Origin of the sequence: Rhizobium sp. R339 (assembly GCF_002211395.1) — a bacterium.
Lineage (GTDB): Bacteria > Pseudomonadota > Alphaproteobacteria > Rhizobiales > Rhizobiaceae > Rhizobium.
Genome location: NZ_LOKV01000025.1, coordinates 127,105 through 151,928, shown reverse-complemented (window position 1 = coordinate 151,928; position 24,824 = coordinate 127,105). Strand labels below are relative to the sequence as shown.

General features: G+C 62.2%; 22 protein-coding genes. 7 read left to right on the top strand and 15 right to left on the bottom strand.

Translation table 11 applies throughout. The features are described from left to right. Nucleotides 1–55: 55 nt before the first annotated feature. Nucleotides 56–292, top strand: a complete 237-nt coding sequence (locus tag ATY76_RS25695; RefSeq protein WP_003567502.1) for an Lrp/AsnC ligand binding domain-containing protein — start codon at nucleotides 56–58, stop codon at nucleotides 290–292. Between the two features lie 144 nt (nucleotides 293–436). Further along, nucleotides 437–1,615, top strand: coding sequence for a glycosyltransferase family 4 protein (locus ATY76_RS25690; protein ID WP_088677487.1), 1,179 nt, complete (start codon nucleotides 437–439; stop codon nucleotides 1,613–1,615). Nucleotides 1,616–1,637: 22 nt separating this feature from the next. On the opposite strand, the gene ATY76_RS25685 is transcribed toward ATY76_RS25690, so the two are convergent. The 9 genes from ATY76_RS25685 to epmA all read right to left on the bottom strand — a co-directional run bounded on the left by ATY76_RS25685 (nucleotide 1,638) and on the right by epmA (nucleotide 14,442). Further along, nucleotides 1,638–4,949 carry an alpha/beta fold hydrolase gene (locus ATY76_RS25685; protein ID WP_088677486.1) on the bottom strand — a complete coding sequence of 1,104 codons (3,312 nt, stop codon included), beginning with the start codon at nucleotides 4,947–4,949 and terminating at the stop codon, nucleotides 1,638–1,640. Nucleotides 4,950–5,037: 88 nt separating this feature from the next. Further along, on the bottom strand, nucleotides 5,038–6,216 hold the full coding sequence (locus ATY76_RS25680) for a glycosyltransferase family 4 protein (protein ID WP_088677485.1): 1,179 nt from the start codon (nucleotides 6,214–6,216) through the stop codon (nucleotides 5,038–5,040). Between the two features lie 40 nt (nucleotides 6,217–6,256). Beyond that, nucleotides 6,257–8,737: a glycoside hydrolase family 2 protein gene (locus ATY76_RS25675; RefSeq protein ID WP_088677484.1), complete on the bottom strand. Its 2,481-nt coding sequence runs from the start codon at nucleotides 8,735–8,737 to the stop codon at nucleotides 6,257–6,259. 16 nt (nucleotides 8,738–8,753) lie between these two features. Further along, on the bottom strand, nucleotides 8,754–9,713 hold the full coding sequence (locus ATY76_RS25670; RefSeq protein WP_088677706.1) for a DUF1839 family protein: 960 nt from the start codon (nucleotides 9,711–9,713) through the stop codon (nucleotides 8,754–8,756). 8 nt (nucleotides 9,714–9,721) lie between these two features. Next, nucleotides 9,722–10,630: an amino acid--[acyl-carrier-protein] ligase gene (locus tag ATY76_RS25665; protein WP_088677483.1), complete on the bottom strand. Its 909-nt coding sequence runs from the start codon at nucleotides 10,628–10,630 to the stop codon at nucleotides 9,722–9,724. Between the two features lie 5 nt (nucleotides 10,631–10,635). Next, a complete protein-coding gene (locus ATY76_RS25660) occupies nucleotides 10,636–11,817 on the bottom strand; it encodes an acyl-CoA dehydrogenase family protein (RefSeq protein ID WP_088677482.1) in 1,182 nt (393 codons plus the stop codon). Further along, a complete protein-coding gene (locus ATY76_RS25655) occupies nucleotides 11,817–12,068 on the bottom strand; it encodes an acyl carrier protein (protein WP_003567517.1) in 252 nt (83 codons plus the stop codon). Before ATY76_RS25655 ends, ATY76_RS25660 begins: the two co-directional genes overlap by 1 nt. 263 nt (nucleotides 12,069–12,331) lie before the next feature. After that, on the bottom strand, nucleotides 12,332–13,384 hold the full coding sequence (locus tag ATY76_RS25650) for a lysine-2,3-aminomutase-like protein (protein ID WP_088677481.1): 1,053 nt from the start codon (nucleotides 13,382–13,384) through the stop codon (nucleotides 12,332–12,334). After that, the gene (gene epmA, locus ATY76_RS25645) at nucleotides 13,381–14,442 is read right to left on the bottom strand and encodes an EF-P lysine aminoacylase EpmA (RefSeq protein ID WP_088677480.1); all 1,062 of its coding nucleotides are present in this window, start codon (nucleotides 14,440–14,442) and stop codon (nucleotides 13,381–13,383) included. The genes ATY76_RS25650 and epmA overlap by 4 nt, the downstream gene beginning before the upstream one ends. Before the next feature lie 148 nt (nucleotides 14,443–14,590). On the opposite strand from epmA, the gene efp reads away from it, so the two are divergent. Further along, a complete protein-coding gene (gene efp / locus ATY76_RS25640; RefSeq protein ID WP_008528334.1) occupies nucleotides 14,591–15,160 on the top strand; it encodes an elongation factor P in 570 nt (189 codons plus the stop codon). 84 nt (nucleotides 15,161–15,244) lie between these two features. Here the strand turns inward: efp and ATY76_RS25635 are convergent, their stop codons facing one another. Further along, nucleotides 15,245–15,919, bottom strand: a complete 675-nt coding sequence (locus tag ATY76_RS25635) for a GntR family transcriptional regulator (protein ID WP_088677479.1) — start codon at nucleotides 15,917–15,919, stop codon at nucleotides 15,245–15,247. A 147-nt stretch (nucleotides 15,920–16,066) separates the two neighbouring features. Here ATY76_RS25635 and ATY76_RS25630 point away from each other — a divergent pair, with 147 nt between their 5' ends. Genes ATY76_RS25630 through ATY76_RS25615 form a run of 4 tightly spaced genes read left to right on the top strand, consistent with a single transcriptional unit; the run spans nucleotide 16,067 to nucleotide 19,798 of the window. After that, nucleotides 16,067–16,993 carry a transporter substrate-binding domain-containing protein gene (locus tag ATY76_RS25630; RefSeq protein ID WP_088677478.1) on the top strand — a complete coding sequence of 309 codons (927 nt, stop codon included), beginning with the start codon at nucleotides 16,067–16,069 and terminating at the stop codon, nucleotides 16,991–16,993. Nucleotides 16,994–17,002: 9 nt separating this feature from the next. Continuing rightward, complete coding sequence (locus ATY76_RS25625; RefSeq protein WP_088677477.1) at nucleotides 17,003–17,746, top strand: amino acid ABC transporter permease; 744 nt, start codon at nucleotides 17,003–17,005, stop codon at nucleotides 17,744–17,746. Nucleotides 17,747–17,749: 3 nt separating this feature from the next. Continuing rightward, nucleotides 17,750–18,550, top strand: coding sequence for an amino acid ABC transporter ATP-binding protein (locus ATY76_RS25620; protein WP_088677476.1), 801 nt, complete (start codon nucleotides 17,750–17,752; stop codon nucleotides 18,548–18,550). A gap of 51 nt (nucleotides 18,551–18,601) precedes the next feature. Continuing rightward, the gene (locus tag ATY76_RS25615) at nucleotides 18,602–19,798 is read left to right on the top strand and encodes an FAD-dependent oxidoreductase (protein ID WP_088677475.1); all 1,197 of its coding nucleotides are present in this window, start codon (nucleotides 18,602–18,604) and stop codon (nucleotides 19,796–19,798) included. Nucleotides 19,799–19,843: 45 nt separating this feature from the next. On the opposite strand, the gene ATY76_RS25610 is transcribed toward ATY76_RS25615, so the two are convergent. From ATY76_RS25610 to ATY76_RS25590, 5 genes are all read right to left on the bottom strand, one after another. Next, nucleotides 19,844–20,572 carry an SIS domain-containing protein gene (locus ATY76_RS25610; protein WP_088677474.1) on the bottom strand — a complete coding sequence of 243 codons (729 nt, stop codon included), beginning with the start codon at nucleotides 20,570–20,572 and terminating at the stop codon, nucleotides 19,844–19,846. A 118-nt stretch (nucleotides 20,573–20,690) separates the two neighbouring features. Continuing rightward, nucleotides 20,691–21,842: an N-acetylglucosamine-6-phosphate deacetylase gene (gene nagA, locus ATY76_RS25605; RefSeq protein WP_088677473.1), complete on the bottom strand. Its 1,152-nt coding sequence runs from the start codon at nucleotides 21,840–21,842 to the stop codon at nucleotides 20,691–20,693. Next, nucleotides 21,842–22,873, bottom strand: coding sequence for an SIS domain-containing protein (locus ATY76_RS25600; RefSeq protein ID WP_088677472.1), 1,032 nt, complete (start codon nucleotides 22,871–22,873; stop codon nucleotides 21,842–21,844). The genes nagA and ATY76_RS25600 overlap by 1 nt, the downstream gene beginning before the upstream one ends. Next, nucleotides 22,870–23,643, bottom strand: coding sequence for a GntR family transcriptional regulator (locus ATY76_RS25595; protein ID WP_088677471.1), 774 nt, complete (start codon nucleotides 23,641–23,643; stop codon nucleotides 22,870–22,872). The genes ATY76_RS25600 and ATY76_RS25595 overlap by 4 nt, the downstream gene beginning before the upstream one ends. Before the next feature lie 128 nt (nucleotides 23,644–23,771). Beyond that, on the bottom strand, nucleotides 23,772–24,794 hold the full coding sequence (locus tag ATY76_RS25590) for an aldose epimerase family protein (protein ID WP_088677470.1): 1,023 nt from the start codon (nucleotides 24,792–24,794) through the stop codon (nucleotides 23,772–23,774). Between the last annotated feature and the right edge of the window lie 30 nt (nucleotides 24,795–24,824).

The following is a 24,824-nucleotide window of genomic DNA, read 5'->3' as shown; positions in this document are numbered from 1 at the left end:
TCCGCACGGTGCTTTCGACCATTATGCGCGCAAACAAATCTTTCAGGAAATTCCCATGAAGCCGATCTTCGTCCAGCTCCAATGCGCACCCGGCAAGACCTATGAGGTCGCCGACGCCATCTACCAGACCGAACTGGTCTCGGAGCTCTATTCCACAAGCGGCGATTACGATCTGCTGCTGAAGGTCTACATCGAGGAAGGCCAGGATATCGGCAAGTTCATCAACGACAACATCGCCAATATTCCAGGCATCGTCCGCTCGCTGACGACGCTCACTTTCAAGGCGTTCTGACTCCCGTCAGAGACGGTTAACCCTGTCGCGAAGAATCGCCTGCGCAGGACGTGGCTGAAACCACGCCTTAACGTCCGAGATATCTGGTCGCTGCTATAAAATCCGCGCCGACATGAGCTTGGCACGCGCAGCGACAGGTGGGAAATGGCGATCATCGAGGCAGACAGGGTGCGCGAGAATCCGCAGCCGGAAACGGCTCCGCTGATCGTCCATGTCGTGCGCCAGTTCCTGCCCAATCGCGGCGGCCTGGAAGACGTGGTCGCCAATCTCGGCCGCCAGACCCTCCGCTGCGGCTATCGCGTGCGCGTCGTCACCCTCGATTCGCTCTTCACCGCACCTGAGAAAAAGCTGCCGCCTCGCGAAAACATCGACGGCATCGAAGTCGTGCGCATTCCCTGGTCCGGCAGCAGCCGCTATCCGCTGGCGCCACAGGTTTTCCGCCATCTCGCCGATGCCGATCTCCTGCATGTCCATGCCATCGACTTCTTCTTCGACGCGCTCGCCTGGGGCCGGCTGCTGCACGGCAAGCCGATGATCGTCACCACCCATGGCGGTTTCTTCCACACCAGGAAATATGCGGCGATCAAGAAGATCTGGTTCCGCACGCTGACCCGCGCTTCGGCGATGGCCTACCGCCGCGTCGTCTGCTGCAGCGCTTCCGATCTCAAGCAGTTTTCCGAGATCGTGCCCGATAGCCTGCTGATCGAAAACGGCGCCGATATCGGCAAGTTCGCCGATAACGCTTCACGCCGGGCAAGACGCCGCATCGTCACGATCGGCCGTTTCTCGGTGAACAAGCGGCTCGACCACCTGCTCGATGCGATGGCCGTGCTGAAGGCCCGCGACCCGGAATGGCATCTCGACATCGTCGGCGCCGAATCCGACCTGAACCGCAGGGATGTCGAAAGCGAGATCGAAAGTCGGGACCTGACCGGCCGTGTCACCCTGCATGTCTCGCCCGACAACGATAGCATTCGCCGCGTCATCACCGAGGCTTCGCTCTTCGCCTCCGCCTCGGAATATGAAGGTTTCGGACTAGTGGCGCTGGAGGCGATGAGCGCCGGTCTCCAGCCGGTGCTGAACGCCAACGATGCCTTCGCGACGCTGGCCGCCCGCCATCCCGCCATCAGGCTCACCGATTTCACCAGCCCCGAAACGGCCGCCACGGCGATCGAATCAGCCTATGAAGCTCTTTCGCGCGAACCGGATATCGTCCGTGCCAGACTTCTCGACGCCGCGCGAGGCTATTCCTGGGATATCGTCGCCGGGCGCTACATCGATCTCTACAGATCGTTGAACATCGGCGCCGCCGAAAGTCTCTGAACCCATTCGTCCAAAATTCCGATCATGCTCTGGCGAGACGGATGATCTCGTCGAGCACGAATTTGCGCGACTGCGGCGGCGTCAGATTGTGGTCGGCATCCGGCAGCATCAAGAGCCGCACGTTCGAATAGCGGGAAAGCTTGGCGCCGCGCGGTCCGAAGTGGAAATAGACGTGGTCGAGCCCGACGTCGCCTTCGCTGTAGATCAGCGTCAGCGGCACCTTGCGCTTGCTGAACAGCGCGAAGGAATGCCGGACCTCGCGGGCGATATGGCGCCGGTCGGGAAGCAGCTCGAGCAGCGGCGCGACAAAGGGCGACAGCCGCCGGCCGCCGGCAATGACGATATTCTGCAGCGCCGCCACCACGTCCACCTGGCCGCTGATAAGCCGCTTCAGCGTATCGAGCCGCGCCAGGCGCTGGCCGTAATCGTCGAGGCTCCGGGGGACGGAGACGACATGCTCCCTGCGCACCGGCACCTCGGGATCCCAGTAATAGACGAAGGGATTGATCGAGACGACCGCCTTCAAGCGCTCGTCGGCGACGCCGGCACGGAAGGCGACGTAGCCGCCGCTGCACCGGCCGGCCACCATGACGGGGCCGGCGACGACGCTTTCAAGCAGATCGAGCGCGGCAATCGCATCGTCGGTCTGCGTCTTGGAATACAGCACCTGTTCCGGCGCGTCCGGCCGCGGCGGGCTGTCGCCGACATTGGCGGAATCGAAGCGCAACGAAACGACGCCCTGGCGCGCCAGTTCGCGCGCCATATCCACCGTCGTCCGTCCCCAGCCGGCATGCCGGTCATAGGCGGTCGACAGGAAAAGCACGCCGTTGCCCTTGATCTCGCCAACCGGCCGGCTGACGACGCCAACCAGATGATCGTGGCTTCCGAAACGCACCGGCAGTTCCACGAAACCCTCGCCGGAAAGCGGCGTGCTGCCGATCGCCGCCGGCGAATGAGCGGCGGATGTCTCCGTCGTCGCGCGATCGAGCCACGCCGTCAGCTGCCCGACAACGGCCATGGGCGTCTTGGCAAAAAGCGGATTGGTGACGAGTTCGTCGTAACCTTCGAAAGCCTTCTGTTCTACGTCGGCCCCAAATGTCCGCAGCGCATCTGCAAAGCCGGTATCCTCGGCTCGGATGGGGCGTTCGAGGATCAGATAGCGGGACGCAGCAAGCCCCTGCGGCGAGGCGATATTGAGCTTGCCGAGCTCGGCGGCGATCTCCTCGGGCATGACGAGCCCGGCGATCTGAACCTTTGCAACGGGCACATGCTCCTTGCCGAGCCCGAGATCGGCGTCGATGATCTTGGACCACATGTTGAGTTCACGCAGATAGGCCCGGCCGCTCAGCACCGGCGCCAGCATGACGAGGCTGTCGATGCCTTCGATCGTGGAGCCGATGCGCTGGGCAAGCGTCGCGCCGAGACCCTGGCCGATGAGGATGACGCGATCGCAGCCGGTGAGCGACTTCAGCTCGGCGGCGGCCGCCCGGATCGAATTTTCCCAGGTTTCCAGGCTTCGCGGCAGCGCATCGAAATCGAGCGCATCGCCGGTGCCGCGATAGTCGAAGCGCAGGCTCGGCACGCCGATATCCGAAAAATGCTCGGCCGCAACACGGAAGAATTTGCGGCTGCACATTTCCTCGAAACCCCAGGGGCTGACGAAGAGCACGGCGGCCGAACGCTTCTTCACGTCGGCATTCTCCGGCATGAACAGGCCGATCGTGCCATCGAAGACGACGGGCAGGGCAGCGCTGCGCCCCGCGCCCTCGGCAGGCTCCAGCGAGAATTCGCCGGGGGCGACCTTGGCGCGATCGGGATCGTCGGGAAGCCGCGGCGCAATGAAATTGATGACGTGGCCGACCGGCCGCCGCAGCGCGGACGGCATCTTTTCGAGAATGGAGCGCATCACCTCCACATCCTCGCGCGGCACGGCGCGCAGCACGCGAAGCGCGGCGAAATGGGCGAAGGTGCCGGCGATGATCGCCAAGACGAGGCCGACCGGGCCATGGACGAATTCGAGAACGGAAATCGCCGCGCAGGCGCACAATACGGAGGCGAGCATCACCTTCGTCAAGCTTGCGTAGAGACCCGAAAGCTGGGACCCGAATCCGGTCTGTCTGATCATCATCACCGACATCGCAACGAACACGAGAATGCGCACGATTGCGGCCCCCTCGGCGGCAAGCCTAGGTACGATCAGTAAACAACCCGCTACCATAAGGAGGCCACCTATCACACTGATGTTCAGGCGGGAGCGGGCCTTGTCCATCGACAGAAGATAGAGGCTGAGGATCTGCATGAAAGTATAGGCGGGCGCGACGAGTGCGAGCAGCGCCACCACCGTGCCGCTGCGACGGAACGCTTCGCCGAACACCACGTACACCAGCTCGCTGGAGATCGCCGCAAGCCCGAGGCTCATCGGCAGCACGATATAGGCCATGCTGCGGGTGACGGCGGCGAAGACCTCGACCGGCAAGGTGGAATCGTCGCTGCTGTGCCGGCGCTCGGAATAATAGGGCAGCAGGCTGCCGGTCATCTGGATCGGCAGTTGAAGGGCGATATTGGCGATCGACAGGCCGACGGCATAATAGCCGACCATTTCCACCGACCAGAACTGCTGCAGGAAGAGCAGCTCGAGCCGGTTGAGAAAGATCGAATCGATGATGAACTGGATCGACAGGATGACCGAGGAAGAGGCGAGGTATTTGAGCGAAACCCCGCACCAGTCGCGTCGCGCAAGAAGGATCGGCAGCGTGGCGAAAAACAGCACGAGCTGGCCAAGCGCATAGCCGACGAGGACGCCTTCGACGCCGTAGAAGACAGCGCCGCCGGCGACGCCGGCGAGCTGGATGATCGAGACGGCGACCGTCAGCTTGAAGAAGGTGCCGAGCTTCTTTTCGCCGATCAGGTAGAATTTGACGAAGGATCCGATCGCCTGGACGAAGAACAGGGCGCCCGTGACCAGAGCGACGGAAGGCGCGGTTTCCGCCCAGTGCATCTTCTCGGACGTCAGGAAAAACAGGGCATAGAGCGCCAGCAGCACGACGGTCGAAAACATCATGAAGCTGACGAGGATGGAGGCAAAGCCCCGTCGTCGTCGGGCATCATAGCCCTCCGCCGAAAGCTGCGGCAGCGTCTTCAGCAGTGTGATGCTCGAGCCGAGCTCGGCGATCGAGGCGCCCGTCACCACCAGCCACAGCGAGAAGGCGACGATGCCGTTGGCCTCAGGTCCGAGCAGCCGGGCGGTTATGATCGAGGAGACGAAGCCTGTCAGCAGCAGCAGCATGCCCGCCGCCGCATTCATCACCGAATTTGCGATAATACCCTTCGACATCTATCCATCCGCCAGGATCGGCCTAAGGCCGGATACCCGCCATCTCTAATGCGAAAATGTTAAAATAAAGCGGAGCGGCGATCTCACCTTAGCTGGCTTGCATCGCTATCAGCTTCTCGAGCGCCTTCTCGTAGCTGTTCTCGGTGAGGTAGCGCAGCAGGAATTCCCGCGCCTTGCCGGCCTTCTCCCGCGCAAGCTCGGGCGCGCGGAAAATCTCTCTCAGATGCGCGGCCGCGATTTCAGGAGAGGGATCTGCCCAGACCGCGTCCTTGAGCCCGGCAAATTCCGGATGGGTATCGACAACGGGAATGAGGGGAGAGGCGACCAGCCAGCTATTGTCGGGGTCGCAGAAGTCCACTGTCCCCGACCACGCGGTGGATATGACGGGCGTGCCCTGCATGATCGCCTCGGCAACCGTCAAACCGAAACCCTCCGAGCGATGCAGCGAAAGATAGGCATCGGAAGAGCGGATGAGACCGTTGATATCGGCATCCGACAGCCTGTCGGTGACGATCCTGATCCTGATGTCGCCCGCGACCGAAGCGATCAGCTCGCGCAGGTAAGCATCCTTATCGACATTGCCGCTGGCCTTCATCAGCAGAAAGGCGTTCGGGCATTCGACGGCAAATATCCTGAAGGCGTCGATGACGGCCTGCGGATTCTTCCGGTTGATCGACGATCCGGCGCTGAAGATGAAGCTGACCAGAAAAGCGTCCTTTTCGATGCCGAATTTCTCTCGCATGCCTTCCGTCGCCGCCTTTTCGGTGACGGGATGCGGAACCACGATAACGGGCGCCTTGGTGAGTGGCGCAATCGTGCGCCTCGTGAATTCCGACGGCACGAAGATCGCATTCATGTAACGCAATCCGTTGCGCCATTCCGCCGGCACCACCTCAAGCTCCCAGGCGAAATAGCCGATGTTGAAGGCGCGGGTGAAGTTCGCGAGCCCCTTCTTCAGGATGGCGCGCGGCAGCATCGGCGGATTGAGATGCCAGATCCGGCTGCCCGGCAGCTCGGTGGAGAGATGCGATGGCGCCCAGCCGGCAAAGGACTTCTCATCCGGATGCGTGCTGACGTCGGACAGCGAGATTGCCTGCCCCGCCTCCGCAAGCGCACCGGCGCAGAGCCTTGCCGATTCGCCGACGCCGACGGCCATCGAGAGATAGCCGACGATTTCGACGGGCTTGCGCGGATTGAAAGCAGGGCGCGACCGAGGGATCAGCCGCTGCAGGACGTGAGCACGCAGAAAGCGGTATGTCGTTCTCAAAACACGGTCTTTCTCAATGGATGGGCGCCCGGCGGAAGCTTTAGCCCGCGAACGCGACGCGATGCGAACTGCCTAGACTTCTGATTTCGCCCGTCGGCGGAACATCGCTCTCGATACCGGACAGCGCGTGGAGCCTCACGCGCCGCAATGCGCCGGGGGCAAGGTGGAACCAGTCGTCGTCGGCCCTATAGCCTTCGACGTCGATATGCACCGATTGCGCCAGCCGGTCGGTTCTGAGGTCGACGACCCAGTCGTCGCCGTCTCTGCCGAGCGACGCCTCGATGGCTGCGTCATGCAGCGCTTTTCCGCGCCCGCAGGGAAAATGGAAGCTTTCCGCCAGAACCGCACCGTCGGCGAGCGAGCGCAGGCGCGCCACACTTGCATCATGTGACGGCGGCCCGAAACGGAAGGCATAGGTCGTATCGAAAAAGGCGCCGAAGAGCGCGGTCGAGGCAAAACGCTGCGTGTCCCTTGCCGCCAGCTTGAAAGCCAAGCTGCCGCTGACGACCTGCTGCCGTCCATCGCGCAGGCAGGCAACCTCGAGCTCGACGTCGAGGTCGGCGTCCGTCTCGTTAACGACATGCACGTCGAGGCCGTTGGTTCCCTCGTCGGTGAAGATTGCCTGGATCGGCCGGAACGCGCGGCGCATCGCATACCAGACGGGTTTCGGCTCGCCGGTGGAATCGATCACACCCCAGCCTGGACCGGGCAGCAGGTCCTGCAGCGTCCAGACGAGCGCGCCATTGCAGGCCGAACCCTTGCGCCGCCATTCGGCGAAGGTTTCTTCGATCACCTCGCCGGTGACGGCGCGGGAGAGGTCGAGATAACGTTCCGGGTCTTCGCGGCGCTGAAGGGCCGGATCGAGACCGTAGAGAAGCTCGAGATAGAAGTCGCGAACATCCTCGAAATCCCAGGAGGCGCTGCGGTCGCGCGGCACGCGCGCCTTCCAGAGCGGGCTGTGCACGGCGGGCACGTCGAGATGACGCTGCAGCGTTCTTTGCTGCGGCACATGCGCGAAAGCGAGGCTTTCGGAGGCAAACCGCACGTCGGCGCGACGCGCATCCGCGATCGGCCGCATATAGGCGCCGACCCCGTAATAATGCGCAATGCCTGAATTGGGCGAGAACGGCATCGCTCCGCCATGGGGCGAGTTCGGAACATAGGGCACATCAGGACGCATGCGCGCGGTGATCGCCGGGATGATTTCGTCGGTGACAGGACCGCTCCAGAATTCCATGGGCAGGCCGAGCATCGCCGCCTGCTGATGGATTTCGCTGCCGCCGCAGAGGACCGCGAGGGAAGGCGAACCCTGGACGCCGTGCAGGAATTCCTCGACCTCGGCATGAACATGACCGAGGAAGGCCTTGTCGTTGCGCGGATAGTCGAAATTGGCGAACATGAAATCCTGCCACACCAGCAGGCCGAGTTCGTCACAAAGGGCAAAGAAATCGGGCGTCTCGTAAGCCATGGTGCCGCCGATGCGGATCATGTTCATGCCGGCTTCACGCGCAAGCCGCAGGAACGGCTCGTAATCCGCCCGACTGCCCGGCAATCGCGCGATGTCGGCCGTCGTCCATACCGCGCCGCGGCAGAAGATGCGCTCGCCGTTGATCACGAGCCCAAAATCATCGCCATCGGCGCCGCGCTCGACCTCGATGCGCCGGAAACCGGTCTTGCCGAGCGGATATTCCGCCCCATCGGAAACCAGCGTCAGGTCGTAGAGACGTGGAGCGCCATGCGTATGCGGCCACCAGGGCTCGATGTCGGAAAGCTTGAGGATGGCGGAATAGTGATTGTCGCCGACCTTCTCGAAGGGCTGTTCCATGCCGCCGCAGTGCAACAGCATCGCCGGCTTCTCGGCATTGCTGTGCAGGGAAACGCTGAGACGGCCGGCGCCGCTCTCATCCAGCGCGGCCCGGATGGAGACATTGTCGATCGAGATGGATTTGCGCCGCACCAGCGAAATCGGCCGCCACGGCCCGACGGCATGGATCTCGGGGCACCAGCCTGGCATATGGCCGAGCAGCGTCGTGCGGAAATTCTTCAGCCCCGCCGGCGTGATCATCTGCGGCCGCCAGCGCGCACGTGGGCCGGGCTCGGACAGGCGAGGCCCGAGCGCGCGGAAGCAGAGCGCCAGCTCGTCACCGCCCAGAAGCGTCACCGGGAGCTCATGCGCCGTGAACATGCTCTCGGAAAAGAGGATTTCCTCGCCATTGAGGAAGACATGGCACAGCGTCGCAAGACCGCCGAAACGCAGGATCGCTTCGCCGGGCTCGGCATCGAAAAGCCGGCAGAGATACCAGGCGTCTTTCGTGTTCAGCGGCTCGGGATTTTCCCGGTCGAACAGCCCGGCTTTCTCAAGCGCCGCGGCAACAGTGCCGGGGACGGGTGCGGGAATGAACTGCGCGGAAAGGTGAATGTCGTGCGGCACGGCGCAGACGCCCGGCTCCGTCAGGATCAGGTTCCAGCCTTCGGAAAGCACACTTTCCTCGGCTCCGATGCTTGCCAAACGCCCCCGCATGGTCAGATCTCCGGCCTCAGATTCGCTCCGCAAGCGATATCATCATGGAATCCCATGCATCGGCGGCTGGATCAAGTGCCGCCTGCAGCGGCTCGAACCTCCTGCGGGCGACAGCGCGGGCAAGCTGGAACTGCACGGATTTCGCCGCGTCGGAAATACGCCGGGCATCCTCGGCAGCCGCCGCGAATTCCGGGGAGAGCCAGGCCAGGTAATCGGATGCCAGCTCGAAATTGGCGCCGACTTGGCGAAGCGTGTTGAAGGCATATTTGTGAAAGAAGCCGAACGGCCGCTCCGCCACCGCCTCCACCTGCTGCGGAAAGACGGCTGAAAAGGCGCGGATCGGGTTTTCGCGGGGACGCCTGGCGAAATGAAAATCCGCAAGCTGCCGCGCGGTCGCCCGCAGATGCGCTTCGTCGGCGGGCTTGTCCGGAAACCGTGCAAACTCCGTATAGGGCAGAAAAGGCGGATCGCTCTCCGCCAAATGTTGCTGGAAAAGCCCGTCGAAATCCTCGCCTTCCAGCTGGAAATAGCCAGCATTGTGGAAATACTCGACCCGCTTTGCCGCGACATCCAGCCGGTTGATCGCCACTGTCGTCTTGCCGTGCTCCTGCCGGTAGGCGGTTCCCCGCGTATCCGGCATGTAGAAGGAATTCATCTCGATCAGGCAGAGGCGACCGCGCGCGATCTGCACATCGACATGGCGTTCGACACGGTCGTAGATCGCAAGCTCGGTCGCGCGAATGCCATAGAGCGCTTCGAGATCTTCCAGCGGCACCTTGAAGAAGGTGAACTGATCGCCCTCGAAATCCTGCGCCAGAGTAAAACCCAGCATCGCCTCGGGGACGACGCCCGCCGTCGCCAGCACCTCGATCCAGAGATCGACATAGCAATTGGTTTCCGGCCACGCGCGCTCGCCGGAATGCAGCGCGTGCTGCCGGTAGGTTTCCGGGCTGATCCCCGGGAAGACCGATGTCATCGACGTCATCAGCCCCACAGCGTTTTCCGTACGCTGGCCGGCCACTCCGTCACGTCGAGCCCGTGGTGGTGGAAGAGCGCGAGCGCGATGCGTTCAAGCCCGAAGCCGACGCAAGCCGTGTGCGCGACGCTGCCATCCTCGAGATTGAGGCCCCATTTCAGGCCGAAGGAATCCTGATGGTAGTTGAAGCTCATGCAGGCCGTCGGCTTCGCCGCCGATGTGATCGGGATCAGCAGTTCGAACTTCAGGTTCTGGTCACGCTGATTGTTGACCATCATCTTGCCGGCACGGCCGAAGAACGGATCGTTGGCAACGTCGATGGTCACATCGAGGCCGAGCTGCTTCATCATCTCGACACCGCGGTCCATCCATTTCTGGCGGAAATCGGTGACGTGCTGTTCCGTTCCCATGCAGACATATTCGCGCATGCGGAAAAGCTGCTGGCGGGCGGGGTCCTTCGAGGGCTCATGACGGAAGCAGTAGGACTGCAGGTCGAACAGGCCGCCCGTCTTCGGCAGGTTGCCGCGCTTGGCGACCGTCGGATAGAGCGGATAGCAGGCAGCCGGCGTCAGCACGATATCGGTCGCTTGCTGGCCCTTGGTCCAGTCTTCGCCGACTTCCATGCATTCAAGCAGGCTCATATGGTCGAGCTCGCTGCCGCAGAAACTGTGCACCGTGCCGGCAAGCTGCGGGAAGCTCTTCATGTAGCCGCTCTTTTCGAAGAGCGCGCGGTTCATGCCGGGCGGAAAACGCATCGCTTCGGCGCCGTCGGCGCCGCCGAACGCATCGATGAGCCTTTCGAAGGCGGTAATGACATCTTCGAACTGGCCGCTGCGGCCGTAGAGACCGTCAACGCCGGTATCGATCAGCAGGCCGGATTCGAAGAGCCGGTCCAGAAACGAGGTCTGCATATCCATGACTGTCACCCCAGTAGGCTAGTGTCCTGCTTGTGGACGAGGAGCATGCTCGACGTGTTGCCGAGGATGCGGTCGTTCGAAATCATGAGCTGTGCGGAATGCGCGTCGCGCAGATGGCGTCCGAGGCTGAAGGGCGTGCCGTTCTTGTAGCCCATGATGCCGCAGATCAGCATGGCGTGATTGACGATCTCCAGGATCGTCTCGGACGAGGCGATCTTGACGTTGTTCATCGCGACCGCAAAGCCCATCGACGACAGCCTGTCGGTATCCGCCTTGGCGTCCTCATAGGCCTTGAGCCCGGCAACGACGTTGGATTTCACCATCTGCAGCAGGTTCGAGACTTCGGCGAGGCGCAGCGCGCCCGGCGGCTGCGCATCCGGCGCCTTGCGGGCGGCGGCGCGCACGAAGGCCTGGGCGCGGGCGACGGCATCGACCGCAATCCCGTACCAGACGCCGCTCCACAGGAGGTGCGAGGAAGCGAGCATGGATTGCGCGGCGATCTCCGCGAAGGGCTTCGGCAGGATCTGCCGCGCCGGCGCTTCGCCTTTGAAGAGGAAGCCGTCGGAACAGGTGCCGCGCATGCCGAGCGTATTCCAGGCATGCGTCTTTTCGAGCGTGTACTGATCCTTGAGGAAGGCCGTCAGCACCTGATCGGAAGAAGCCGCCTGGGCGTGGGCACGCGAAGTGATGAGAATGGCGTCGGCATGCGAGCCGTAGGAAATGACGGTGGCATCCTTTTCCAGCCGGCAGCTGTCGCCGTCGACCTCGATCGCGCAGATGCTGTTGCGCAGGTTGCCGCCGATGCCGCCCTCGGTCGTGGCCGATGCGATCAGCAGCTGGTCGGCAGCGATGGCCTGCATGAAACTGCGGTGCCAATCGCTGTCGGCGCCATGTTCGACGAGGCTCGACAGCTTGATGTGGTGCATGGCGAAGACCATGGCGCTTGCCGCGCATGCCTGGCCTAGCATCGAGCACAATTCGGCGATTTCGGTGGTCGACGCCGATTCACCGCCGAGCTGGCGCGGCACCTGGATGCCGAGAAGCCTTTCGGCCTTCATCGCATCTACGGCCTCCCGGGGAAAGCGGCCCTCGATATCGACGGCATCGGCGTGTCTGGCCGCAATTTCGGCGACACGGGCGACCCTTGCGACAAGACCGTCCTGCATGATCTTGACGGGAAAGTTCATCAGGCGACCTTCCGGCTGTCCTGGATGATATCGACCGTCTTGGCGATGGCCGAGATGCTCGCGAAGGATTTGCGGTTCAGGAGATTGTCAGGGAATTCGATGTCGAACGCCTCTTCGATGCCCAGCATCAGCTGCACCGAGGCAAAGGACGTCAGACCCGCCGCATAAAGATCGGCGTCGTCAGCGACCTGGTCGATTGCGACAGGAAGCTTGCCGAATTTGGCTACGAGGTCGCGGATTGTCTTATTCATCCCATCACTCCAAGATTCTCATGATCCCGAACCGGCGTTCATCGCCTTGTCATGAGCGTTCTTTTAGTGCGGAAAACAGAACATTCCGCTAATGTGTTGGGTTAAATATGATTGTTGCTCATCGTTAGAATTTTACCGATCCGTTCGGACAAGCGGCGAATATTTTCACTATATCAATGCCCTAGCATCCCTTTGGCTGCAATGTTCTTCACGGCTTGCGGTGAAACGAGTACAGAAATGACACGGAAAAGCGCCGCTTTGCCTTAATCAGCAGGCGGATAGGAATGCTCGCCGCCGCGATAATCCGAGACCGAATAACAGCCGTCGCCCGTTGCTCGGACTGTGCTTGCGCTGACGACGGCCTTGCCGTGGCCACCCGGAATGTCGAGGATGTAAGCCGGCTGGCAAAGGCCGGAAATCCGGCCGCGCAGCGCCGCCACGATCCGCTGCCCCTCCTCGATCGTCAATCTGAAATGTCCGGTGCCGGGCGCCAGATCCGGATGATGGAGATAGTAGGGTTTGACGCGGATCTCGACGAAAGCCTTCATCAGCTCAGCCAGTACATCGGGATCGTCGTTGACGCCTTTCAGCAGCACCGATTGGCTGATCATGGCGATGCCGGCATCGACGAGGCGGGCGCAGGCGGCGCGTGCTTCCGCCGTCAGTTCCCTGGCATGGTTGGCATGCAGCGCCACATAGACGGTCTTGCCGCTCGCCTTCAGCGCGTCGATCATCGCCGCGTCGATCTTCTCTGGATCGACGGCGGGAACGCGCGTGTGGAAACGCACGATCTTCACATGCGCGATATCCGCGAGCGCCGCCATGATCTCGCGGAGCCGGCGCGACGAAAGCACCAGCGGATCGCCGCCGGTCAGAATGACCTCCCAGATTTCCTGGTGGCTTCTGATGTAGTCGAAGGCCGCTTCCATCGCAGCCGCATCAAGCGTGCCAAGGCCTTGCGGCCCCACCATTTCCCGGCGGAAGCAGAAGCGGCAATAGACCGGGCAGACATGCACGGCCTTCAGCAGCACGCGGTCGGGATAGCGGTGAACGATGCCCTCGACCGGGCTGTGGGCATGATCGCCGATCGGGTCGGCGCGTTCCTCGGGCGCGATCGTCAATTCGCCTGCGTCGGGCACGAATTGCCGCGCGATCGGATCAGCGGGATCGGCGCGATCGATCAGCCTCGTGACGGCAGGCGTCAGCGCGATCGCGTAACGCGCGGCAACCGCCTCGAGCGCTGCGCGGCCGGCAGGCGCGGCAAGCCCCGCTTTGACGAGATCCTCGACGCTCTTGATCGGTTTGACGGCATTCATTTTCCGTACTCCGCAACCGGCGCCCAGAGCACCTGGTCGATGCGCGACGCCCCCGTCGCCAGCATCACCAGCCGGTCGAAGCCGAGCGCGATGCCGCTTGCCTCCGGCATCAGCGATAGCGCCGCCAGGAAATCCTCGTCGATCGGATAGGTCTCGGCGTAGATCCGCGCCTTCTCGGCCATCTCGATCTCGAAGCGGCGGCGCTGTTCGGCAGCATTGGTGAGCTCGCCGAAGCCGTTGGCAAGCTCGACGCCGCAGGCATAGAGCTCGAAACGTTCGGCGACCTTGGGATCACGTGCCGAGGGACGCGCGAGCGCGGCCTCCGAAACCGGATATTCGTCGAGGATGGTGATCCGGCCGAAGCCGAGATGGGGCTCGATCTTTTCGACCAGCACCCGGCTGAAGAGATCGGCCCAGCCGTCGTCATCGGCAACGCGCATCCCGGTGCGCCTGAGCTCCGCCGCCAGATGATCGCGGTCGGTCGAGCCGTCGGAGGCAACGGAAGTGAGAAGATCGATGCCGGCATGGCGGTCGAACGCCTCGGCGACACTCAACCGCTCCGGCCCGGCGAAAGGATCGCTCTCGCCGCCGCGATAGGCGAGCGTCTTGGTCTTCATCGTTTCCGCCGCCAGCGCCAGGATGCGCACGCAATCCATCATCAGGCTCTCATAGCTTTCGGCGGCGCGATACCATTCGAGCATGGTGAATTCGGGATGATGCAGCGGCCCGCGCTCACGGTTGCGATAGACATGGGCGAAGCAGGAGATGCGCTGCTCGCCCGCCGCAAGCAGCTTCTTGCAGGCAAATTCCGGCGAGGTGTGCAGGTAGAACGGCGCCCTTTGCCCGTCCGTCGTCACCGCTTCCGTCGCAAAGGCATGCAAATGCGCCTCGTTGCCGGGCGAGACCTGCAGCACCGCCGTATCGACCTCGATGAAATCCTCGCGGGCGAAAAACCCGCGCAACGCAGCCTGGATCGCATTGCGCCCGATCAGGAACGGGCGGCGATCGGCATGCACGGACGGGGTCCACCAGGGGGACGCTTTGGCCGAAGAGTTCATTCCAAGCTTTCTTCGCCGGAGAAGCCGGTATGGGGGTGGCTATTTCCCGGATTTTAGGTTAGTTGCGCCCCCAAAGAAAAACATTTGCGTCTTCGGGGCGTCTCGACAGTCATCTACGACGCCGAAAGCCGAGTTACAAGGAAGTCTTATGGTCAAGGTCATCGCCTCTTCGGTCCGCAAGGGCAACGTTCTCGACGTGGACGGCAAGCTCTACGTCGTTCTTACCGCTCAGAACTTTCACCCCGGCAAGGGCACGCCCGTCACCCAGGTCGACATGCGCCGCATCGTCGATGGCGTGAAGGTCTCCGAGCGCTGGCGCACCACCGAGCAGGTCGAGCGCGCCTTCGTCGAAGACGTGAACTTCCAGTATCTCTATGAAGACGGCGAAGGCTTCCACTTCATGAATCCGGCGAACTACGATCAGGTGGTCGTCAGCCAGGAAACCATGGGCGACCAGAAGGCCTACCTCCAGGAAGGCATGACCTGCATCCTGTCGATCCATGAAGGCATTCCGCTGGCGCTCGAACTGCCGCGCCACGTCACGCTCGAAATCGTCGAGACCGAACCGGTCGTCAAGGGCCAGACGGCGTCCTCTTCCTACAAGCCGGCCATGCTCTCCAACGGGATCCGCACATCGGTGCCGCCGCATATCGACGCCGGCACCCGCGTCGTCATCGCAACGGAAGACAATTCCTACGTCGAGCGCGCCAAGGACTGATCCCTGGTTTTCGCCTATTCAGGAGGCCGGCCCGCGCCGGCCTCATGCTGAATTCAGGCAGGCGTCGAATTCCAAAATTCGAAATCAGATTACCTTTCGGACCTCGCTCTCGAAGCTCATGACATGAGCCATTGCGATCCTTTCAGCCTCATCTGCATCACCTCTGCATACGGCCTCAAGCATGAGGACTTGATCATGCAAGACATCCTCAAGACGCGGCACCAGCGTCGGAAACCGTTTCATGGCGACGTACAGGATTCTCAGCGACAGATTGTGGTAGTGATCCAGCGTGTCGAACAGGAAAGAGTTCTTCGCCACTTTGTAAATGAAGCGGTGAACCCGGCGATCTAGGGCAAGGATGTCTTCCAGCGCCATCGGACCGGTTGTCTGCTTAAGCTCGTCGATCAGTTGCCGCGCTTCTTGGCGCTCGAACTCGCGCAGCCTTTCCGCAGCCAGTCGGGTCGCCCAGGATTCGATCCGTGCCCGCGCCTCGTAAACGGCGGTAAGATCATTGATATCGATCTTGCTGACGAATGTGCCGCGTCGCGCGCTGACGACGACGAAACCATCATATTGCAGACGCTGAAGCGCCTCCCGGACCGGCGTGCGCCCGACTTCCATGCGCTTCATAAGCTCGGCCTCGCGCAGAAGCGTGCCTGGAGGAAGCAATGTCGTAATGATGTCGTCGCGCAGCCGAATGTATGTCCGTTCCGCCAGCGTTGATTCCGCCGCTTCGTAATCCACTTCGAATGCCGACATATTCACCGCGTTCCTCTCTGTCCATTTCCGCATAGCTAGAGGCTGTTGCGCCTAGAAAAAAGGCGCTCAACGAATCTGCTTGACTTCATATAGTGTCCGCATATTCTCAATATATCAGCAATATATAACCACAAAGAGGGGTTTCAAATGAAACATGCTGAATTGACGAAAAAATCGAAGGCGAATGGGCTCATTGCCTTGGCGATGTTGAGTTTGGGGCTGTTTGCGACGGCCGTGCCGTCCGCGGCCGATGCCGACGATCTGGAGCTGATGAAGCCGGGCACGCTCGTCGTGACGGTCCAGCCTTACATGCCCTATACGGCGGTGAAGGACGGGAAACTTGTCGGCCTCGACAGCGACATCCTGACAGCCATCGCCGATAAGCTCGGCCTCAAGATGGAAATCAACGTCACCGATTTTCCGGGCATGCTGGCTTCCGTCCAGACACAACGGGCAGACATAACCATCGGCGGAATTGCATGGTCCGACACTCGCCAGAAAGTCGGCCTGTTCACCGACCCGCCGTATTATTCGCCGCCGGCCATGGCCGTAAGCGGCGCGGCGAGCTTTCCCGATGTTGCGAGCCTGGAAGGGGAAAATCTCGGCACCGTCACCGGCTATGTCTGGGCGAAATCCATCGCGCAGGTGCCTAACGCATCACCCCATACGTTTCCGAGCGCCGACAGCGTGTTCCAGGATATTTCCGCCGGGCGCCTGGACGTCGGCTTTCTCGATCCGCTGCTGATCACCTACCAGCAGCAGCAGCGCCCCGACATGAAGGTCCGCATCGAATACCTGAAACCACCGACAGACGAACAGGTCGCCGCGCACCCCGATTACAAATATTTTCAAGCCTACATGACCGGATTCTACCTTCCCAAGCAGTCGCCGAAGCTGGCCAAGGCCGTTTCCGATCAGATCGACGGCATGTACAAGGATGGGTCCCTCGCGGCTTTGATCACGAAATGGGGCGGCGATCCCCAGCAGTTCCTGGTTCCTTCACCCGAGATGGCGGCACAGCGGAGCGGCGTCGACAGGCCCGCCGACTGGAACCCGCCTTCCATCGCGAAGTGAGATCGAAGCATGACGGCATTGTCATCCTTCACCGACATTTTCCAGGTTCCCTGGAACGACTACGTCGGAAACATTGCCGGGGGTCTGCTCAAGACCCTCGGCTACACCGTAGCCAGCTTCATCGGCGCAACGATCCTTGGCCTTGTCCTTGCGTTGATGAGGCTCAACCGGCTGCGACTGGTCCGCATTCCTGCGGCCTTCTACACCGAGCTTTTTAAAAACGTACCGCTTCTGGCGATCATCTTCCTCACCTATTTCGGCCTGCCTTCCGTAGGCGTCAGGCTGGAGGTTTTCGAAGCGGGAGTCTTGAGCCTGGTGCTCTTTTACGCCGCTTACCTGTCCGAGATCTTTCGGGCCGCTATCGCCGGCGTACACCGAGGACAGCAGGAGGCGTCTCAAGCTCTCGGGCTGGGACGCGGCAAAACGTTCAGCCATGTCATCCTGCCGCAGGCGGTGCGGCTGGCGCTTCCCGGCACGAACACGATGTTCGTCGACCTGATCAAGTCGACCTCGCTGCTTGTGACGATCTCCGCTGCCGAGCTGATGACGCAGGCGCAGTTGATCGCCTCGGAAACATTCCGGGCGCTTGAAGTGTATCTCGTGATCTCCGCCCTCTATTTCCTTATCTGCTACCCGGTTTCACAATGTCTGCTTCTGCTGGAGCGCAAGATCCATGCCGGTGTGCCGTTGTCATTGGCCAGAAGGCGTCGGCTCAAATTAGCCGGGACCTATCTCGCCGAAGGGAAAGCCTGACCGATGACCACCACCCCTGCTCAAACTGCCTTCGTGTCAAAACAGCCGGTCGGTCGCCTCGCCGTCAAAATCAGCGGATTACGCAAGTCTTTCGACGGACGCCTGGTGCTTAATCACGTCGATCTCGAGGTTCCCACAGGCAAAATCGTCAGCATCATTGGCCAGAGCGGTGGAGGAAAGACCACCCTCATGCGCTGCGTCAATTTGCTGGAACGTCCCGATCAGGGAACGATCATCGTCGGCGATGAGACGATCTTCGCCGACGGCAAGATCACCTGCCGCAACCTTGCAAAGCTTCGGCAGCGTGTCGGCATGGTGTTTCAGCGCTTCAATCTGTTCCCGCATCTGACGGCTGTGGAGAACGTCGTTCTCGCTCAGATGCATGCAGCCGGGATTGGTGAAAGAGAAGCCGTGGAACGGGCCGTGAAACTTCTGACGAGGGTAGGCCTTGCCAAACGGGCGATGGCTTATCCGGAACAGATGTCGGGCGGCGAGCAGCAGCGTGTGGCGATTGCGCGCGCCCTGGCGCTGGAACCAACGGTGTTGCTGTTCGACGAGCCGACGTCGGCGCTCGATCCTGAATCGACCGGCGAAGTTCTCCGCGTCATGCGGGAACTGGCGGCCGACGGCATGACGATGATCCTGGTCACCCACGAACTGCCCTTTGCAAAGGAAGTGTCGGACTGGGTCGTGTTCATCGACGGTGGCCTCATCATCGAGCAGGGAACCGCCGGAGATGTGCTCGACCATCCCAGAGAAGCACGCACGGCTGCCTATGTCGCGCGCTACGCTTCCCCAGCTTAGCTCTTGATCGGGCATCCAAGCCTCGTTTCTCTAAAGATAAATTCACCTCCGATGAACAAGCTAACAACAGATATCGCCGTCATCGGCGGCGGCGTGATCGGCGTGGCAACCGCTCTGCGGTTACGTGCCGACGGCCGCGATGTCGTCGTGATCGAACCGAACAAGCCCGGTTCGGGCGCGTCTTACGGCAATGCCGGCACGATCGCCGATTATGCAATCATTCCCGTCGGCACGCCCGCTGTCCTTAAAAACCTGGCCTCGCTGCTTCTCAATTCCGACAGCCCGCTATCCATCCGCAAGGCGGCATTACCGACGTTATTTCCGTGGCTGATGCGTTTTGCCTACGAATCCCTCCCTCACAGATACAGGGACAATACAAGCCGAATCGCCGGCCTCCTGTCCGACGCTTCATCGGAATGGCTCGAACTCGCAGCAGAGATCGGCGCATCCGATCTCTTGAGCGCGAAGGGATGCCTCTATCTCTACCAAACGCCTGAGGCCTTCAAGGCAGCCGCTTCGGATGTCGAGCTTCGCCGAAACTACGGGGTAGCGCAGCAGCTCCTCACCCCCGACGAGGTGCAAAGCCTGGAACCTCAGCTGCCGCAAGTCCATGGCGGGGGGCTTTTCTTTCCGAAAGCGATAAACTTCACCGATCCCGGCGAGGTCATGAGCGTGATGGAAGCCGCTGCCAGACAAGCGGGCGTCGAGTTCGTCCGAGACGCCGTGACGACCATTTCGCGTGAGCGGAATGGAGTGAGGATGACGGCTTCAGCCCACAGCATTCATACCCGAGCGGCCGTCATCGCTGCCGGCGCACATTCCCGCGGGCTGGCTCTGCAGCTCGGAGAGCGGGTTCTGCTGGATACCGAGCGGGGTTATCATCTCGAGTTCGATATGGAAACGCTGCCGGTGGAACGACCGGTATGCCCGACGCATCATGGATTTTACTTTTGCCCGATGCGTGGCCGCCTGCGCGTGGCCGGCACCGTGGAGCTCGGAGGCATCGCCGCGCCTTCGAACCCAAGGCGCCTCGAAGTGTTGCTCGCAAATACGCGCAGGATTTTCCCAACACTCGGTGAACCAAGCCGGAGCTGGATGGGCTTCCGCCCTTCCATGCCCGATTCCGTTCCCGTTATCCGGCCTTCAAAAGGAGGAAGGGACGTCGTGTTTGCTTTTGGACACGGGCATATCGGTTTGACGCTGGCACCGCGGACTGCCCGCATGGTCAGCTCCATTCTCGCCGCTTGATCGCGTCATGAACCATGCTTGCGAGCGGCATACCTTTTATCCGACTCAGAGATGCGGGTTGCGCGGCCGGTATTTCTTGACGAGCTTCTGGTTGATCTCGGCGGCACCCGGCATGTTGGCGCTGAGATAAACAGGCGCATCGCCTGACTTGGAAAGCTCCGAGGCAACTTCGGCGAAGATCGCGTTGATAACCGTCACCCCGACCGCCGTCGAGACCGGTCCGACCCGAAGCCCGGTGCCTTCGAGATCGACAACGGCATCACCCGGCGGCAGTCCGTTGTCGAGCACGATATCGGCGACCTCGGCGAGCCGCCGGCGGCCATTGGCGATCGCTGTCGAATAGGCGATCGAGGTGATGGCGATCACTTTCGCGCCGATTTCATGCGCGTAGTCCGCGGCCTCGATCGGTGCGGCGTTCACGCCCGAATTGGAGGCAATGATGATGACGTCGCCCGGCTGCATGCCGTATCGCTCCAGCATCGGCCGCACCAGGCCCTGGGTCCGCTCATAGACCGAGCTGATGACCGCTCCTTCGTGCAGCATCGCCGATCCGACGAGCACCGGCACGGTGAAGGCAAGCCCGCCGGCGCGATAGTGCACCTCTTCCGCCAGCATATGCGAATGGCCGGTGCCGAAGACATAGACGCGCTTGTCGCCGCGGGCGGCATCGAGGATCACCGCCGCCGCCTGCGCCATCGGCTCGGCAAGTGCTTGCTTCAGCGTCTCCAGCCGGCCGATCAGATTGGAGAAATAGGCATCCGTGATCGCAGTCATCCCAGGTCTCCCAAAGCAATCCCCGGAAAAGTGCGAAGCGGTTTTCCGTCCGGAATTGCGTAAAAGCAAAAGGTTAGAGCGGTTCTGCGCTTCGTTGAAAGCGGAACCGCTCTTGATGTCAGGCCGCCTCGCCGGCAAGCCAGGTGGCGGTAACGGTCAGGGTATCGGTGAGATGGACGAGATCGGCGCGCGCGCCCGGCGAAAGCTGGCCGCGATCGGCAAGCCTCAGCAAGCGCGCGGGATAGAGGGTCGCCATGCGTAGAGCCTCGGCGAGCGTAAGGTCGAGATAGGTGACGCCGTAGCGGATCGCCGAAATCATATCGACGTCGGAGCCGGCGAGCGTGCCGTCGGAAAGCACCAGCTTCGAGCAGAAACCGCCCCTTTCGCGCCGGACGGTGCGGCCGTTCAGCGTGAACGAATCCTTTTCCGAGCCGACGAGCGACATCGCATCGGTGACGAAGAACAGCTTGCCTTCGCCGCGCTTCGCCCGCAGCGCCGTGCGCAAGGCCTTGGGATCGACGTGATGGCCGTCGGCGATGATCCCGCACCAGGTTGAGGGATGGTCGATCGCCGCACCGACGAGGCCGGGGGCGCGATGCCCTATCTGGCTCATCGCATTAAAGAGATGCGTGACGCCCCGCGCCCCGGCGTCGAAACGTTCCTCTGCCGCCTCGCTCGAACAATCGGAATGGCCGATGCTGACGGTGACGCCGGCTTCTGCAAGCGCGCGCACCTGGGCAACGGTCACCTGTTCGGCGGCAATAGTGACGAGCAGCGTGCCGATCGCTTCGCGCGCCTGAATGAAGGCTTTAACGTCGCGGTCTTCGACCGGCCGCATCAATTCGGCCAGATGCGCGCCTTTGCGCGCCGGCGCCAGATGCGGGCCTTCCAGATGCAGCCCGGCGACGCCGCGATTGGCTTTGACGGCCTCTTTCGCCGCCTCGATCGCGGCAGCCGATGCCTCCGATGTATCGGTAATCAGTGTCGGCAGCAGCGATGTCGTGCCATAGGGCCGGTGCCCGCCGGCGATAATGTCCATCGAGGCAGCTGATGGTTCGTCGTTGAGCATGCGTCCGCCGCCGCCATTGACCTGCGCATCGATGAAGCCGGCCGATAGGATGCCGCCCGCAAGCGTCACCGTCTCGCCGGCAGGCAGATCGTTGCCTGCAACGATTGCTTCGACGCGGCCGTCCGCAACAACGAGCGCCTTATCGTCATGAAAGCGTTCGCCGTCGAAGATGCGGGCGCCGATGAAGATCTTGCGGATCATCAGACCGTCTCCGTCACCTTGAGCAGGTTGGCAGGCCGGTCGGGATCAAAGCCCTTGCGGCGCGTCACCGACTCGATCAGCCGGTAGTAGACGAGCAACGATACCAGCGGATCGAGGAGGCCGTTGCCTGTCGTCGGCACGCGCAGATTGATGCCGGAAAGCGGCTGGGCCGAGAAGCCGACGGTAGTGGCGCCGAGTTTCTGCAGCCGCTCCAGCGCCTTGCCGTTATTGTCGAAGGCCGCATCATCAGGCGCGAAGGCGACGATCGGAAAGCCCGGCTGCACCAGACGCATCGGGCCATGCATCAATTCCGCCAGCGAGAAGGCTTCGGCATGCAGGCCGGAGGTTTCCTTGGCCTTCAGCGCCGCTTCGAGCGCAATCGCGAAGGCCGGGCCGCGGCCGGCCGTATAGAGCGAGGTCGCGTTGAAGAGCACCTCCTCGGCCGCTGTCGTATCGATCCCGGCGGTTGCCGAAAGCGCCTCCGGCAGCTTGGCGAGCGCGGCCTGCAGGCCGGACGCACCGCCGATCGCAGCCGTCACGCCGGAAAGGGCGGCGACGGAGGCGATGAAGGATTTCGTCGCCGCGACGCTCTTTTCCGCGCCGGCATTGAGGCCGAGAACGATATCCGCCTGCTTGGCGAGCGGGCTGTCGGTGACGTTGACGACGGCGATCGTCGTCGCCCCGCCCTTCTTCGCCGCCTCCTGCAGCGCCACGATGTCGGGGCTCGCACCCGACTGCGAAACGGTGAAATGCACGCCGCCCTTCAGCTGGAGGGCAGCGCCATAGACGGAAGCGATCGACGGGCCGACCGATGCGACCGGAACGCCGCAGCTGATTTCGAAGAGATATTTGAAGAAGGTGGCGGCATGGTCCGAGGAACCGCGCGCCGCCGTCGTCACCACGCTCGGGCGGGTCGACGAAAACAGCCGGGCGATCTCGGCAAAGACCGGCTTTTCCTTTTCGAGAAGCGTTGCCACCACCTCCGGCGATTGGCCGGCTTCCTGCAGCATCAGCGACTGGTTTTCACTCATGGTTCATCTCCAATTCTCAATTCCGCAACGAAATCATAGGCATCACCGCGATAATGCGAGCGGGTGTATTCGACGACGCGCTGATCTTCCAGGCGCGAAACACGTTCGATCAGGAGCGCCGGCGCGCCAGCCTTGACGTTCAGCATCGCGGCGTAGGACGCATCGAGCGTCACGGCGGTCAGGCGCTGCAGCGCGCGCACCGGCCGATGGCCGTTCGCCGCCAGCGCATCGTAGAGCGATCCTTCGCCGCCGGCATCGCCGCCGAGGAACTTGACCGGCACCACGGCCCGCTCGATCGCCAGCGGCAGTCCGTCGGCGAGGCGCAGTCGGCCGAGCCTCAGAACCGGCTCGTCGCTGCCGAGGCCGAGCAGGAAGGATTCCTCCGGCGACGGCGTGTTGACCTCCCGCGACAATATCCGTGCGGCCGGCAGACGCCCGCGCGAGCGCATGTCGGCGGAGAAGGAGGAGAGCCGCCAGAGCGACTGTTCCATGCGCTCCACCTTGCTCGATACGAAAGTACCGCTTCCGTGGCGCGATTCCAGTGCGCCTGATGCCATGAGATCGCGATAGGCGGTGCGCACGGTGACGCGGCCGAGCTTCAGGGCCTCGGCGAGATCACGCTCGCCCGGCAGCGCCGTGCCGGGCTTCAGCAGGCCTTCCTGAATGAGGCTGGTCAGCGCCTGCGCCAGCCGCTTGTAGAGCGGGCCGGTCAGAGCTTCGTCGCGCAGCCCGCGTCTGCTCAATTCCGCTATCAGACTGGTTCTATCCATGGAGATACAATAGAACCTATTTAGAACCAATCGACAAGACCAAATCGCCTGCTGACAAGAAAAAACCCTCTCCGGGCCGGAGAGGGTTCATAGCGGTGAAATTTGACAGCCGTGCGTCCCGAGGACGCTCAGCTCTTGGTGAAGATATAATCCGTCTCCTGGCGCAGCACCTCGCCCGGGCGCAGGACCGCATTCGGGAAACCCTCGTGATTGATGGCATCCGGCCAGACCTGCGTCTCCAGGCAGAAGCCGGCGAACGGGCCGTATTTGCGCCCGCCGAGGCCGGGAGCCCCTGTGTTGAGCTTGAAGCCGGCATAGAACTGCACGCCCGGCTCGGTGCTGCGCACCTCAAGCGACACGCCGGAATAGAGGCTGCGGGCAAGCACGACGCTACGCTTGGCGGTGCGTTCGCGCGACAGGCAGAAATTATGGTCGTACAGCGCCTGCTCGCTGCCGACGAAACGCTTCATCGGCGCCATTTCGCGGAAATCGAACTCCGTGCCAGCGACGGAACGGATCTCGCCGGTCGGCACCTGCTTCTCGTCGGTCGGCAGATAGTGATCGGCTGCGATCATGATGTCATGGCCGAGCGCGTCATCGCGGCCGTCGAGATTGAAATAGGCGTGCTGGCAGACATTGGCGAGCGTCGGCTGATCGCTGGTCGATTCATAGGTGATCGACAATTCGCCGTTGCCATGCACCCAGAACGTTGCCTGGATGGTGCAATTGCCGGGATAGCCGGCGCGGCCGTCGGGATCGACGATCTTCATCACCAGGCGGTCGACGTCGTGCTCGACGATCGTCCAGTTACGCTTGGCGATATTGTCGCTGCCGCCATGCAGGTGGGTGACGCCGTTTTCGTTCGGCTCGAGTTGATAATCCTTGCCGTCGAGCGTGAACCTGCCGCCGCCGACGCGGTTGGCGCAGCGGCCGGGCGTCGCGCCGAAATAGGCCGAATGGACGGGATAGCTGTCGAAATCCTCGAAACCGAGCTGCAGCGGCGCATCATGTCCTTCGAGGCGCAGATCCTGGATCACCGCGCCCCAGGTGATGATCTTGGCCGTCAGCCCGCCGCCCTTGATGACGACACGGTGGACGGTCTCGCCCGCCTTCGTTTGCCCGAAAACTTCCCGCTCCAACTTATCCGACATGATCGACTGTCCATTCTATGCACGTCCGAT

Excerpts from the sequence above, each read along its gene's own strand:
- ATY76_RS25630 (WP_088677478.1), top strand. The coding sequence starts at position 16,067 with ATGAAACATGCTGAATTGACGAAAAAATCGAAGGCGAATGGGCTCATT.
- ATY76_RS25600 (WP_088677472.1), bottom strand. The coding sequence starts at position 22,873 with ATGAGTGAAAACCAGTCGCTGATGCTGCAGGAAGCCGGCCAATCGCCG.
- ATY76_RS25675 (WP_088677484.1), bottom strand. The coding sequence starts at position 8,737 with ATGCGGGGGCGTTTGGCAAGCATCGGAGCCGAGGAAAGTGTGCTTTCC.
- ATY76_RS25595 (WP_088677471.1), bottom strand. The coding sequence starts at position 23,643 with ATGGATAGAACCAGTCTGATAGCGGAATTGAGCAGACGCGGGCTGCGC.
- ATY76_RS25635 (WP_088677479.1), bottom strand. The coding sequence starts at position 15,919 with ATGTCGGCATTCGAAGTGGATTACGAAGCGGCGGAATCAACGCTGGCG.
- ATY76_RS25685 (WP_088677486.1), bottom strand. The coding sequence starts at position 4,949 with ATGTCGAAGGGTATTATCGCAAATTCGGTGATGAATGCGGCGGCGGGC.
- efp (WP_008528334.1), top strand. The coding sequence starts at position 14,591 with ATGGTCAAGGTCATCGCCTCTTCGGTCCGCAAGGGCAACGTTCTCGAC.
- epmA (WP_088677480.1), bottom strand. The coding sequence starts at position 14,442 with ATGAACTCTTCGGCCAAAGCGTCCCCCTGGTGGACCCCGTCCGTGCAT.
- ATY76_RS25610 (WP_088677474.1), bottom strand. The coding sequence starts at position 20,572 with ATGACTGCGATCACGGATGCCTATTTCTCCAATCTGATCGGCCGGCTG.
- ATY76_RS25655 (WP_003567517.1), bottom strand. The coding sequence starts at position 12,068 with ATGAATAAGACAATCCGCGACCTCGTAGCCAAATTCGGCAAGCTTCCT.
- ATY76_RS25625 (WP_088677477.1), top strand. The coding sequence starts at position 17,003 with ATGACGGCATTGTCATCCTTCACCGACATTTTCCAGGTTCCCTGGAAC.
- ATY76_RS25690 (WP_088677487.1), top strand. The coding sequence starts at position 437 with ATGGCGATCATCGAGGCAGACAGGGTGCGCGAGAATCCGCAGCCGGAA.
- ATY76_RS25615 (WP_088677475.1), top strand. The coding sequence starts at position 18,602 with ATGAACAAGCTAACAACAGATATCGCCGTCATCGGCGGCGGCGTGATC.
- ATY76_RS25650 (WP_088677481.1), bottom strand. The coding sequence starts at position 13,384 with ATGAATGCCGTCAAACCGATCAAGAGCGTCGAGGATCTCGTCAAAGCG.
- ATY76_RS25695 (WP_003567502.1), top strand. The coding sequence starts at position 56 with ATGAAGCCGATCTTCGTCCAGCTCCAATGCGCACCCGGCAAGACCTAT.
- ATY76_RS25620 (WP_088677476.1), top strand. The coding sequence starts at position 17,750 with ATGACCACCACCCCTGCTCAAACTGCCTTCGTGTCAAAACAGCCGGTC.
- ATY76_RS25670 (WP_088677706.1), bottom strand. The coding sequence starts at position 9,713 with ATGACATCGGTCTTCCCGGGGATCAGCCCGGAAACCTACCGGCAGCAC.
- ATY76_RS25665 (WP_088677483.1), bottom strand. The coding sequence starts at position 10,630 with ATGGATATGCAGACCTCGTTTCTGGACCGGCTCTTCGAATCCGGCCTG.
- ATY76_RS25590 (WP_088677470.1), bottom strand. The coding sequence starts at position 24,794 with ATGTCGGATAAGTTGGAGCGGGAAGTTTTCGGGCAAACGAAGGCGGGC.
- ATY76_RS25660 (WP_088677482.1), bottom strand. The coding sequence starts at position 11,817 with ATGAACTTTCCCGTCAAGATCATGCAGGACGGTCTTGTCGCAAGGGTC.
- nagA (WP_088677473.1), bottom strand. The coding sequence starts at position 21,842 with ATGATCCGCAAGATCTTCATCGGCGCCCGCATCTTCGACGGCGAACGC.